At 71.4% G+C, this 12,034-nt stretch carries 9 protein-coding genes; 1 reads left to right on the top strand and 8 read right to left on the bottom strand.

The genetic code is table 11. The features are described 5' to 3' along the window. Positions 1-632 precede the first annotated feature (632 nt). Positions 633-1,958: a hypothetical protein gene (locus ACFVVA_RS04995; RefSeq protein WP_380545356.1), complete on the top strand. Its 1,326-nt coding sequence runs from the start codon at positions 633-635 to the stop codon at positions 1,956-1,958. A gap of 221 nt (positions 1,959-2,179) precedes the next feature. On the opposite strand, the gene ACFVVA_RS05000 is transcribed toward ACFVVA_RS04995, so the two are convergent. The 8 genes from ACFVVA_RS05000 to ACFVVA_RS05035 all read right to left on the bottom strand — a co-directional run bounded on the left by ACFVVA_RS05000 (position 2,180) and on the right by ACFVVA_RS05035 (position 11,850). Then, positions 2,180-3,058, bottom strand: a complete 879-nt coding sequence (locus tag ACFVVA_RS05000; protein WP_380354263.1) for a CDP-alcohol phosphatidyltransferase family protein — start codon at positions 3,056-3,058, stop codon at positions 2,180-2,182. Next, complete coding sequence (locus ACFVVA_RS05005) at positions 3,045-3,737, bottom strand: phosphatidylserine decarboxylase (RefSeq protein WP_387685794.1); 693 nt, start codon at positions 3,735-3,737, stop codon at positions 3,045-3,047. The genes ACFVVA_RS05000 and ACFVVA_RS05005 overlap by 14 nt, the downstream gene beginning before the upstream one ends. Positions 3,738-4,226: 489 nt before the next feature. Beyond that, positions 4,227-5,429: an acyl-CoA dehydrogenase family protein gene (locus ACFVVA_RS05010; protein ID WP_380354260.1), complete on the bottom strand. Its 1,203-nt coding sequence runs from the start codon at positions 5,427-5,429 to the stop codon at positions 4,227-4,229. A 231-nt stretch (positions 5,430-5,660) separates the two neighbouring features. Continuing rightward, positions 5,661-6,164: a MaoC family dehydratase gene (locus tag ACFVVA_RS05015; RefSeq protein WP_387685797.1), complete on the bottom strand. Its 504-nt coding sequence runs from the start codon at positions 6,162-6,164 to the stop codon at positions 5,661-5,663. A gap of 11 nt (positions 6,165-6,175) precedes the next feature. Next, the gene (locus tag ACFVVA_RS05020; protein ID WP_387685799.1) at positions 6,176-7,138 is read right to left on the bottom strand and encodes an HpcH/HpaI aldolase/citrate lyase family protein; all 963 of its coding nucleotides are present in this window, start codon (positions 7,136-7,138) and stop codon (positions 6,176-6,178) included. 42 nt (positions 7,139-7,180) lie between these two features. Beyond that, on the bottom strand, positions 7,181-9,211 hold the full coding sequence (locus tag ACFVVA_RS05025) for a protein meaA (protein WP_387685801.1): 2,031 nt from the start codon (positions 9,209-9,211) through the stop codon (positions 7,181-7,183). Positions 9,212-9,220: 9 nt separating this feature from the next. Beyond that, entirely contained in the window at positions 9,221-10,558 is a 1,338-nt protein-coding gene (gene ccrA, locus ACFVVA_RS05030; protein ID WP_387685803.1) for a crotonyl-CoA carboxylase/reductase, read from the bottom strand. Between the two features lie 368 nt (positions 10,559-10,926). Further along, positions 10,927-11,850 carry a TetR family transcriptional regulator gene (locus tag ACFVVA_RS05035; protein WP_380545346.1) on the bottom strand — a complete coding sequence of 308 codons (924 nt, stop codon included), beginning with the start codon at positions 11,848-11,850 and terminating at the stop codon, positions 10,927-10,929. Positions 11,851-12,034 lie beyond the last annotated feature (184 nt).

Here is a 12,034-nt window from a genome sequence, read left to right on the forward strand (position 1 = left end):
GGGGGGGTTTTTGCCGCCGGCCCCCCCCCCTCCCCACTATTAATGCTTCCCCCCCGCCCGCGGGGGGCGCGCTCTCTGCCGGCGGGCCCCACTCCCCCCGCGGCACGATCCCCCCGCCCCGCCCGTCATCCGTCCGGATTCGGACTGGACAGCTCCGCCGGAAGTCGGCGGAAGGGGATTCCCCGTGCGACCGGCGCGAAAACCACCCCGATGTCAGGGACAACAATTTGCCCGGCCGCCGACCCCCCACCCGTACGCACGGTAACCGCCCGAGCATTCCCGGCGACCAGGATGATGTGAGTGGCATGGGCAGGTCACACGTTTCCGGCCAGGCGGTTTGCCGCTGTTGCCCGATCTTGCGGAGGTGCCGCCACCGGTCGCCCGGTCGTACGGACAACCGGATGTGACAGAAGGCCGGTACAAGGGGAAGACTGCTCGACGTGACGTCTCGGAACCCGCGCGACCGTGATGCCCCGCTCCCGCCGACGATCGGTACCGGTGCGACGGTGACCCGTCTCCCCGGAACGGCCCAACGGCCCGCCGGTGGCAGGCCGGGCGGGGCGGGTGTCCCCCGTAACGGAGTACCCCGGCGGCGAGGGCCCGCTCCGGCTCCCGGGCGGGGCAGGGTTCCCGTGCCCGAGGGCTTCCCGGCACCCGCCGAGCTGGCGCCGCTGGCCCGCCGGATGCTGGTGGACGCCGTCCGCGTCGCCCGCTGGGCCGGTGAGCTGGCCGAGGTCGACAAGCGCGGCGAACTGCTCCCCGAGGACGCCCGCGAGGCCGGCCGGGCGCTGGCCATGACGGTCGGCGCCGCCGCCAAGGCATGGGGGCAGGCACTGCTGGTGGGCCTCGTGGAGCCCCGGGACGGCGGAGCCGGCCCCGGCTGGCGCCTGCACGCCTGGGAGCACGACGACGAGGCCGTGGTGCGCGGATGGTCGGCCATGTTCGACGCCTGGACCCTGCTCGCCCCGGTGCCGCCCGCCGCGCTGCGCGGCGTGTTCGCCGTGCTGGCCGGGCAGGCCGTGGACCAGGCCCCGCAGCTGCTCTCCTTCCTGCACCTGGTGGACGGCCCGGTCGCCGAGAGCGAACTGCTGGAACTGCTGCGCCGGGGCCTGGACGAGCGCCGGGTCGGCACCGGCCTCGGCGGACCGGGGCTGTCGCCGGTGCCGCACGCGGCCTCGGCCGTCTCCGCCGTCCGCGGCACCTGCCGCGCGCCGCAGATCGACACCCCGGCCGCGCCGGCCGACGTGGCCGCCGTCCTGGACTGGATGCTCGACGGCCTGGAGGCCGTCGGCGCCCTGGTGCGCAGGAACGATGCCGCGGAGCTGTCGCCGCTCGGCCACTGGGCGGTGCGGGCCAAGCTGGAGGAGATCTGCACGGTCGCGCAGACCGCGGCCGGGCACATCGAGCAGAGCGCCTTCGAGCTGCTGAACGCGTGTGCGGACTACTCGCCGGGCCCGGCCCGCGCCGAGTTCCGCGCGTGGGTCGCGGCCCGTCCGGCGGACCGGGCCGTGGGCGAGCTGCTGGAGGCCGCCCGGGGCGACGACGCGCTGGTGCGCGGACTGGCCTTCGAGGCGCTGCGGGTGGCCGGCGGCCCGGCCGAGCAGGCGGTGCGCGCGGCGGTGGACGCGCCGGTGCTGCGCCCCTACGCGCTGCTGTGGCTGGCGGAGCGCGCCGACGAAGGCGTCTCCCCGGCGGACGTGCTGGGCGCGGAGGACGCGGCCTGGCTCTGGGTGGACACCGCGGCCGCGGTGCTCGACCACGGCGAGACCGAGCTGCTGGTGGGTCATGTCGAGGGCGCCTCGGCGGGCGACCCGGTCCGGCTGTTCGCCCGGGCCCGGCAGTCCGGTCACCCGCGGGCGGCCTCGGTGCTGACGGCGGTCTCGGGCGTGCACCCGGACCCGGGCGTGGCCCGGGCGGCCCGCCGCTCGGCGTTCAGCGTGCACACCGGTGGCGCCTGAGTTTTATGACTTTTGCGGGGACGTTCGGGGTCCGCGGCGACCGCGACGGCGGCTCCGGCGTCCGCGTCGAGGCCTGCTCCGGCGTCCGTGTCGAGGTTCGCTCGGGTCTCCGCTCGGACGGCTCCTGAGCCCCGCACCCGCGGCGCTCGATTGTTATGACATACGAGAAGGGCCCGGAACCAACAGGTTCCGGGCCCAACTCTTATGACTTTTGCGGGGACTCAGCCGAGCCGGGACTCCGCCCGCCGGGCGCGGACGTCGCCGACCTTCTGCCCCACCTTGCGGCGGATGACCAGCAGCGGTGCCATCGCCGCGAGAGTGATCTGGGCGAACGCGCCGACGTGCATCAGCTGGTTGCCACCGGGCAGGCCGGTGGCCCAGGCGGCCAGGCAGCCGATGGAGACCACGATCCAGCAGAGCGTCGCGGTGGCCAGCAGCCCCTGCGGCTTCGGGTACTCGATCCGGCTGACCATCAGGTACGCGGCGCCGAAGATGGCGAGCAGACCGGGCAGGAACGGCGGGTCGAGCAGCACGATGGCGATCACCGTCATCGCGCCCATCGGGCAGGGCATGCCCTGGAACACCCCGGGCCGCATCTTGACGGCCGAGAAGCGGGCCAGCCGCAGGACCACCGCGAGCAGCACCGTGATGGCGATGAGCGCCGAGAGCTTGCTGTTGGAGCCCTGGGAGACCATGCCCCAGACCGCGACGAAGTAGGCCGGCGCGATGCCGAAGCTGATCAGGTCCGCCAGGTTGTCCAGTTCCGCTCCGAGGGCGGAGGAGCGCAGCTTGCGCGCCACCAGGCCGTCGAAGAGGTCGCACATCGAGCCGATCAGCAGCAGCGTGACCGCGGTGGCGGCGCTGTGCCGGTCCGGAGCGGCGTCCGGGTTGGTGATGTGCGGGACCAGGACCCCGGTGGTGATCGAGTAGATCGCCAGGAAGCCGCAGACGGCGTTCCCCAGGGTCAGGAAGTCGGCGGTGGACAGGTGCTGAGGAGAGCGCGGGGCGCGCAGCTCGCGGTCGCGCGCCCAGCGGCGGCGGCGCAGGGCCGTCTCCTCGTCGTCCAGGCCGACGATTGTCTCAGGATCAGTCACGGTCAAGGCGCGTCACCCCGGCTGTGGTCTTCTGGCCGACCTCGACGCCGACCTCGACGCCGGCCGGCAGGTAGGTGTCGACCCGGGACCCGAACCGGATCAGACCGATCCGGTCGCCCTGCTCGACCTTGGTTCCGGCGTCCATGTACGGCACGATGCGTCGGGCCACGGCCCCCGCGATCTGCACCATCTCGATGTCGCCGAGCTCGGTGTCGAAGTGCCAGACGACCCGCTCGTTCTGGTCGCTGTCCTTGTTGAACGCGGGGACGAAGCCGCCCGCGACGTGCTCGACCGACGTCACCGTGCCCGGCAGGGGCGCGCGGTTGACGTGGACGTTGAGCGGGCTCATGAAGATCGCGACCCGGGTGCGGCCGTCCGGCCAGGCGTCGATGCTCTGCACCACGCCGTCGGCGGGGGAGATCACTCTGCCCGTGCCGATCTCACGCTCGGGGTCGCGGAAGAACCACAGCATGCCCGCGCTGAGCGCGCAGGCGGGTACCGCAGCCAGGGCCCACTTGCCGCTGCGCCGGGTGAGGGCGGTGGTCACGGCGGCCGTGGCGAGAGTGGGGACGAACCAGGGGGTGGCTCCGCGCGCGATGGTCACGCGGGGTCGCCGACCGGCCGTCGGGGCTGCGAGGGCATCGCGGTCCGTGACGGAGGTGTGAGGGGACGGGCTGATGGGCATCGAAGACCTTTGTCGCGGGGGATCATGGCCGCTGGACGGGGGCCACCGCGGGATCGGTAATAGAGGGACGGCTTGCTGTCCCGGTGGATGCTATCGGGAGCACACGGTGGGTGGGCAACCCGCCTGCTCGTTCATGTGTCCGGTGGCGGCGCGTGTGCGCGTCCACTCCTACGACCGTAGCTCGACCCGGTCCGGTTCCCAAGGGACCCGACAGGGCTGGTGACTCTTGTCTCAACGGGTGCGCCGACGGAACCCGACGGGGCGAAACGGCCGTAGCGGCCGCAAGCGGGTGTGCGGAAGCGGCCGCCGGGCGCGTCGTTGCAGCTGTACGCCCTGCGGCCGCTTCCGGAGGGCCGTGCCGGACCCAGGCGGACCAGGCCGGGCCCGTGACGGGGCACGGCGCTCCGCCGGCGCGGGCCCGCACGCCCGTCGACCGGCGGTTCGAGGGGGCCGCCCGGCGACGTGGTCCGTCGGCGGGCGGCCCGGGGATCAGTCGGCGATCCGGTACTCCTCCAGGAGCCGGCGTCCGACGATCATCTTCTGGATCTCCGCAGTACCTTCACCGATGAGCAGCATCGGGGCCTCGCGGTAGAGGCGCTCGATCTCGTACTCCTTGGAGAAGCCGTAGCCGCCGTGGATGCGGAAGGCGTCCTCGACGACCTCCTTGCAGTACTCGGAGGCGAGGTACTTGGCCATGCCGGCCTCGAGGTCGTTGCGCTCGCCGCTGTCCTTCTTGCGGGCGGCCATGACCATCATCTGGTGGGCGGCCTCGACCTTGGTGGCCATCTCGGCGAGCTTGAACTGGATCGCCTGGTGCTCGGCGATCTTCTTGCCGAAGGTGGAGCGCTGCTGGGCGTAGGAGATGCCGAGCTCGAAGGCGCGGCGGGCGACGCCGCAGCCGCGGGCGGCGACGTTGACGCGGCCGACCTCGACGCCGTCCATCATCTGGTAGAAGCCGCGGCCCGGGATGCCGCCGAGGATGCGGTCGGCCGGGATGCGGACGTCCTGGAGGACCAGCTCGGTGGTGTCGACGCCCTTGTAGCCCATCTTCTCGATCTTGCCGGGCACGGTCAGGCCGGGAACCGTGGGGTTCGGGCCGAAACCGGCCTCCTTCTCGATCAGGAAGGTGGTCATGTTCTTGTACGGCGTGTTGCCGCCCTCGTCGGTCTTGCAGAGGACCGCGACCAGGGTGGAGGTGCCGCCGTTGGTGAGCCACATCTTCTGGCCGTTGAGGACGTAGAACTCCCCGTCCTTGACGCCCTTGGTGGAGATGGCCGAAACGTCGGAGCCGAGGCCCGGCTCGGACATCGAGAAGGCGCCGCGGATCTCGCCGGCGGCCATCCTCGGCAGGAAGTGGTCCTTCTGCTCCTGGGTGCCGTGGGCGTTGATCATGTGCGCCACGATGAAGTGGGTGTTGACGATGCCGGAGACCGACATCCAGCCGCGGGCGATCTCCTCGACCACCAGGGCGTAGGTGAGCAGCGACTCGCCGAGGCCGCCGTACTCCTCGGGGATGGTGAGGCCGAACAGGCCGAGCTGCTTCATGCCCTCGACGATGGCGGTCGGGTACTCGTCCTTGTGCTCCAGCTCGGTCGCGACCGGAATGATCTCCTTGTCGACGAAATCCCGCACGGTGGCGAGGATGTCCCGCTGGATCTCGGTGAGGCCGTCGGTCTGTGCGAGGCGTCCCATCGTGCGGCTCCGGAAAGGTCTGAGGGGCTACGGAAAGTCGGGGATTCCCCCCGGGGGGGGGGATTGCGGGGGCCCTGCCGGCGTGGCTGCGGCAGCAGGGCCCCCGGTACCGGGTGGGGCGCGGCCGATGACGGCGGCCTGCCCGTCCGGGGTCTCTCGAGGGGGCTCTCCGTCCGTGGAGGGAGGGCCCCCTATAGAGGGGAGAGGCCGAGAAGGCGGGGAGGGAGGGGCTCAGGAGAGCGGGGTCGGACGACCGGGCTGCTCGCCGCCGCGCTCCTTGATGTACGTCTCGGTCGGCACCATCACCTTGCGGCGGAAGACGCAGACGACCGTGCCGTCCTGCTTGTACCCCTTGGTCTCGACGTACACGATGCCGCGGTCGTCCTTGGACTTGGACGGCCACTTGTCGAGCACGGTGGTCTCGCCGTAGAGGGTGTCGCCGTGGAAGGTCGGTGCGACATGCCGCAGCGACTCGATCTCCAGGTTGGCGATCGCCTTGCCGGAGACGTCCGGGACGGACATGCCGAGCAGCAGCGAGTAGATGTAGTTGCCCACCACGACGTTCCGGCCGAAGTCCGTCGTCTTCTCCGCATAGTTGGTGTCCATGTGGAGCGGGTGGTGGTTCATGGTGAGCAGGCAGAAGAGGTGGTCGTCGTACTCGGTGACCGTCTTGCCGGGCCAGTGCTTGTAGACCGCGCCGACCTCGAACTCCTCGTAGGTGCGTCCGAACTGCATGCCGTGGGCCCTCAGCTTTCCGGGATCTCGAACTTGGTGGTGCGCTGCATGCCCGCGGCCCGGCCCTTGCCGGCGACGACCAGCGCCATCTTGCGGCTGGCCTCGTCGATCATCTCGTCGCCGAGCATGGCGGAGCCCTTGGCGCCGCCCGCCTCGGAGGTGCAGTAGTCGTACGCGTCGAGGATCAGCTCGGCGTGGTCGTAGTCCGCCTGCGAGGGCGAGTAGATCTCGTTCGCGGCGGCGACCTGGTCCGGGTGGAGCACCCACTTGCCGTCGAAGCCGAGGGCGGCCGAGCGGCGGGCGACCTCGCGGTAGCCCTCCTGGTTGCGGATCTGGAGGTACGGGCCGTCGATCGCCTGGAGGTCGTTGGCGCGGGCGGCCATCAGGATGCGCATCAGGATGTAGTGGTAGGCGTCGGCGTTGTAGCCGGGCGGCTGCTCGCCGACGACCAGCGACTTCATGTTGATGGAGGCCATGAAGTCGGCGGGGCCGAAGATGATGGTCTCCAGCCGGGGCGAGGCCTCGGCGATGGCGTCGACGTTGATCAGGCCCTTGGCGTTCTCGATCTGCGCCTCGATGCCGATCCGGCCGACCTCGAAGCCCATGGTCTTCTCGATCTGGGTGAGCAGCAGGTCGAGCGCCTTGACCTGCTCGGCGTCCTGCACCTTGGGCAGCATGATGCAGTCGAGGTTGGGGCCGGCGCCCTCGACCACGGTGATCACGTCGCGGTAGGTCCAGTGCGTGGTCCAGTCGTTGACGCGCACGACGCGGGTCTTGCCGCCCCAGTCGCCGTTGTTGAGCGCGTCGACGATGTTGTGGCGCGCGCTCTCCTTGACCAGCGGGGCGCAGGCGTCCTCCAGGTCGAGGAAGACCTGGTCGGCCGGCAGGCCCTGGGCCTTCTCCAGGAAGCGCGGGTTGCTGCCCGGCACAGCGAGACAGGAGCGGCGCGGGCGCAGACGGTTCACAGCAGTCATAAGAATCGAGGGTTCCTTCCCAGTGGTCAGCTGGTCAGCTGTTCAGTTCGTGGCCGCGGTCGGTGCGGGCGTCCACGGCTGGAGCTTGTTGGCCAGCCGGATCTCGTCCACGATCCGGCCGATGATGGTGGTGATGCCGAAGTCCTTCGGGGTGAACACGGCGGCGACGCCGGCGGCCTTGAGGGCCTCGCCGTCCGCTGCCGGGATGATGCCACCCACGATCACCGGGACATCCTCCACCCCGGCGCGGCGCAGCCGCTTCAGGACGTCGGGCACCAGCTCGCTGTGCGCGCCGGAGAGGATGGACAGGCCCACGCAGTGCACGTCCTCCGCGACGGCGGCGGAGACGATCTGCTCCGGGGTCAGCCGGATGCCCTGGTAGACCACCTCGAAGCCGGCGTCGCGGGCCCGGACGGCGATCTGCTCGGCGCCGTTGGAGTGCCCGTCCAGGCCGGGCTTGCCGACCAGCAGGCGCAGCTTGCCGGCGCCCAGCTCCGCGGCGGTGGCGGCGACCGCGGCACGGACCTGCTCCAGCTCGCCGCCGGGCTCGGCGGCCACGGCGACGGGCGCGCCGCCGACGCCGGTGGGCGCGCGGTACTCGCCGAAGACCTCGCGCAGGGCGAAGGACCACTCGCCGGTGGTGACGCCGGCCCGGGCGCAGGCGAGCGTGGCCGGCATCAGGTTGGTCCCGGTGGCGGCGACGGCCTTGAGCTCGGTCAGCGACGCCTGGGCGGCGGCCTCGTCGCGCTGGGCGCGCCAGGCCTCCAGGGCGGCGAGCACGGACTGCTCGGAGGCCGGGTCGACCACCATGATCGCGGTGTCGAGGTCGGCGGTGAGCGGGCTCGGCTCGGTGGTGTCGAAGCAGTTCACCCCGATGATCTTGTCCTCGCCGGACTCGATCCGGGCCCGGCGGGCGGCGTGCGAGGCGACCAGGTTGGACTTCAGGTAGCCGGACTCGACGGCCGGGATCACCCCGCCCATCTCCAGCACCTTGGCGATCTCCGCCTCGGCGCCGGCCAGCAGCTCGTCGGTCTTGGCCTCGATCACCTCGGAGCCGTTGAAGATGTCGCCGTACTCCAGCAGGTCCGACTCGTACGCCAGTACCTGCTGGATGCGCAGCGACCACTGCTGGTCCCAGGGCCGGGGCAGGCCGAGCGCCTCGTTCCAGGCGGGCAGCTGGACGGCACGCGCGCGGGCGTCCTTGGAGAGGGTGACGGCCAGCATCTCCAGGACGATCCGCTGGACGTTGTTCTCCGGCTGGGCCTCGGTCAGGCCGAGCGAGTTGACCTGGACGCCGTAGCGGAAGCGGCGCTGCTTGGGGTCGGTGACGCCGTAGCGCTCCAGGGTGACCTTCTCCCACAGCCGGGCGAAGGCGCGCATCTTGCACATCTCCTCGACGAAGCGCACGCCGGCGTTGACGAAGAAGGAGATCCGGGCGACCACCTCGCCCATCCGCTCGGCCGGCACCTGGCCGGAGTCGCGCACGGCGTCGAGCACCGAGATGGCGGTGCACATCGCGTAGGCGATCTCCTGGACGGGCGTGGCCCCGGCCTCCTGCAGGTGGTAGCTGCAGATGTTGATCGGATTCCACTTGGGGATGTTGCCGACCGTGTAGGCGATCATGTCGGTGATCAGCCGCACCGACGGGCCGGGCGGGAAGACGTGCGTCCCGCGCGACAGGTACTCCTTGACGATGTCGTTCTGGGTGGTGCCGGTGAGCGTGGCGATGTCCGCGCCCTGCTCCTCGGCGACCACCTGGTAGAGCGCCAGCAGCCACATCGCGGTGGCGTTGATCGTCATGGAGGTGTTGGTCCGTTCGAGCGGGATGCCGTCGAACAGGGTGCGCATGTCGCCGACGTGGCCGACCGGGACGCCGACCCGGCCGACCTCGCCGCGGGCGAGGACGTGGTCGGAGTCGTAGCCGGTCTGGGTCGGCAGGTCGAAGGCGACGGACAGGCCGGTCTGGCCCTTCGCCAGGTTCCGCCGGTAGAGCGCGTTGGAGTCGCTCGCGGTGGAGTGGCCGGCGTAGGTGCGCATCAGCCAGGGCCGGTCGCGCTTCTGGGGCTCAGTCATCGGCGGGTCTCACACGTTCCTGAAGCGGTTGATGGCCGGCAGGTGCTTCTCGCGCAGCTCGGGGTCGGTGACGCCCAGGCCCGCCTCGGGGGCCAGGCAGAGCACGCCGACCTTGCCCTGGTGCTTGTTGTGGTGCACGTCCAGGGCGGCCTGGCCGGTCTCCTCCATGGAGTAGACCTTGGACAGGGTCGGGTGGATCTTGCCCTTGGCGATCAGGCGGTTGGCCTCGAAGGCCTCGCGGTAGTTGGCGAAGTGCGAGCCGACGATCCGCTTGAGCGACATCCACAGGTACCGGTTGTCGTACTGGTGCATGTAGCCGGAGGTGGAGGCGCAGGTGACGATGGTTCCGCCCTTGCGGGTGACGTACACCGAGGCGCCGAAGGTCTCCCGGCCCGGGTGCTCGAAGACGATGTCCACGTCCTCGCCGCCGGTGAACTCGCGGATCTTCGCGCCCAGGCGCTTCCACTCGCGCGGGTCCTGGGTGTGCTCGTCCTTCCAGAACTTGTAGCCCTCGGCGGAGCGGTCGATGATCGCCTCGGCGCCCATGGCGCGGCAGATCTCGGCCTTCTGGTCGTTGGAGACCACGCAGATCGGGGTGGCGCCGCCGGCCAGCGCGTACTGGGTGGCGTACGAGCCGAGGCCGCCGCTGGCGCCCCAGATCAGCACGTTGTCGCCCTGCTTCATGCCGGCGCCGTTGCGCGAGACCAGCTGGCGGTAGGCGGTGGAGTTGACCAGACCGGGGGAGGCGGCCTCCTCCCAGGTGAGGTGCTTGGGCTTGGGCAGTAGCTGGTTGGTCTTCACCAGGGCCAGCTGGGCCAGACCGCCGAAGTTGGTCTCGAAGCCCCAGATGCGCTGCTCCGGGTCCATCATCGTGTCGTTGTGGCCGTCCGCGGACTCCAGTTCGACCGAGAGGCAGTGCGCGACGACCTCGTCGCCCGGCTTCCAGGCGTTGACCCCGGCGCCGGTGCGCAGCACCACGCCGGCGAGATCGGAGCCGACCACGTGGTACGGCAGGTCGTGGCGCTTGGTGAGCGGCGACAGCCGGCCGTAGCGCTCCAGGAAGCCGAAGGTGGAGACCGGCTCGAAGATCGAGCTCCAGACGGTGTTGTAGTTCACCGCGCTCGCCATGACGGCGACCAGGGCCTCGCCGGGGCCCAGCTCGGGCAGGGCGACCTCGTCGAGGTGAAGGGACTTGCGGGGGTCCTTGTCGCGGCTGTCGAGGCCCGCGAACATCTGCTCCTCGTCCTTGTGGAGCGTCACCGCCCGGTAGGACTCGGGGAGCTTGATCGCCGCGAAGTCCGCCGACGTGGTGTCGGTGCTGATGATCGCGTCGAGGATTTCCTGCATGGCTGCCTCCGAAGGCGTACCTGTGTGAGGGCACAGGGCGTCTGGGGGAGCCGGGAGCGGACACCGGCTTCGCTGAGGTGGGTGGTGGGCGGGTCAGACTGGGCACCCGGGGTGGACCGGGCCGTTCTGGCTCTGCTCCCGGGGTGTGGGAACGCCGGACGACGGCGCGCCGAGGTGGGGAGCCGCGGCGCCGCGACTGGTGAGTAACAAGGTAGTGGCACCCTGTGCCACTCGTAAAGACACCGGGTGTCACGAATTCCGGCGGCCTCCGGGGCGGCGTGACGCGCGTTGCGCGGGCATGCGAAAGGCCCGCGCCGACTTCTCGGCGCGGGCCCTCGATACCGCTCTGACCTGCGTGAATACTGCGCTTACGACTCCCGGGCGCCACTCAGTGCGGCCCGGATGCTGTCCACCACGACCTCCAGTGGAGCATCCGTTCGGGCGACTGTGATGAGCACCTCACCTCCGGGACTGGCACTCAGTGCGCTCTCCGCCCCGGTGTCCCCCAGGGTCCCATTGGCACCCGGTGCCACCACCGATCCCCGACGCCTGGCACCCGGAGCGCTGGCGGCCCAGAAGGTCCGCCGGATCACCTCGAAGGAGTGGTCCAGCTGCGCCTCCACGTCGCCCCGGCCGCCGGCCCGCAGCCAGCGCCGCAGCACGTGGTTGTGTGCCGCGACCACCGCCGCCGCCGAGACCTCGGCCAGCATCGAGTCGTCCTCGCCGCCGCGCTGCCAGCCGGACGGGATGGACTCGCCGGTGTCGAAGCGCCCCAGCAGGTAGCGGGTGAACAGCCGCTCGTAGCGGGCCACCACGGCGATCTCCCGCTCGCGCAGCGCCGGGACCTGACGGATCAGCTGGTACCGCGCGACCGACACCCCCGGAGTGGAGGCGTACATCCGCAGCACCTCCTTGATGCCGCGGCAGACCACGTCCAGCGGGTGCTCCTCCGGCTCCGCACTGGCCAGCAGGTCGGCCACCCGCACCAGGGTGTCGTCGTGGTCCGGGAAGATCGCCTCCTCCTTGGACCGGAAGTACCGGAAGAAGGTGCGCCGGGCCACCCCGGCGGCGGCCGCGATCTGGTCGACCGTGGTCTCCTCGTAGCCCTGCGAGGCGAACAGCTCCATCGCGGCCGTGGCCAGGTCCTGGCGCATCTGCTGGCGCTGCGCCGCCGCCCGGCGGCTTCCCGGCCCGCCGTCCGGCCCGGTGCCCCCGGTCGAGGGGGCGGTCCGGCCGTCGCCGCCGTGCGGCCCGGCGGGGTGCTGCGGGGAGCTTGACTGAACCCGATCCATGTCCGGAACGCTACACGGCCCGGACGGCGCGGCCACGGCCCTTCCCCGCCGCACCGGTGCGACCGGACCGGTCACGGCCGGGCGGGGCCAGCGGGAGGACACCGTCCCGGGGCTCCAACCGGGTTGCGCGGAGGCCGCGGATCCGGCCGGCGGCGGCCCGTACGGGCCGCCCCCGGCCTGCGGC

Origin of the sequence: Kitasatospora sp. NPDC058048 (assembly GCF_042885555.1) — a bacterium.
Lineage (GTDB): Bacteria > Actinomycetota > Actinomycetes > Streptomycetales > Streptomycetaceae > Kitasatospora > Kitasatospora lactacystinica.

Bases quoted from the DNA above. Each gene is read 5' to 3' on its own strand.
- ACFVVA_RS05005 (WP_387685794.1), bottom strand. From the start codon at position 3,737: ATGCCCATCAGCCCGTCCCCTCACACCTCCGTCACGGACCGCGATGCC.
- ACFVVA_RS05010 (WP_380354260.1), bottom strand. From the start codon at position 5,429: ATGGGACGCCTCGCACAGACCGACGGCCTCACCGAGATCCAGCGGGAC.
- ACFVVA_RS05015 (WP_387685797.1), bottom strand. From the start codon at position 6,164: ATGCAGTTCGGACGCACCTACGAGGAGTTCGAGGTCGGCGCGGTCTAC.
- ACFVVA_RS05020 (WP_387685799.1), bottom strand. From the start codon at position 7,138: ATGACTGCTGTGAACCGTCTGCGCCCGCGCCGCTCCTGTCTCGCTGTG.
- ACFVVA_RS05025 (WP_387685801.1), bottom strand. From the start codon at position 9,211: ATGACTGAGCCCCAGAAGCGCGACCGGCCCTGGCTGATGCGCACCTAC.
- ccrA (WP_387685803.1), bottom strand. From the start codon at position 10,558: ATGCAGGAAATCCTCGACGCGATCATCAGCACCGACACCACGTCGGCG.
- ACFVVA_RS05035 (WP_380545346.1), bottom strand. From the start codon at position 11,850: ATGGATCGGGTTCAGTCAAGCTCCCCGCAGCACCCCGCCGGGCCGCAC.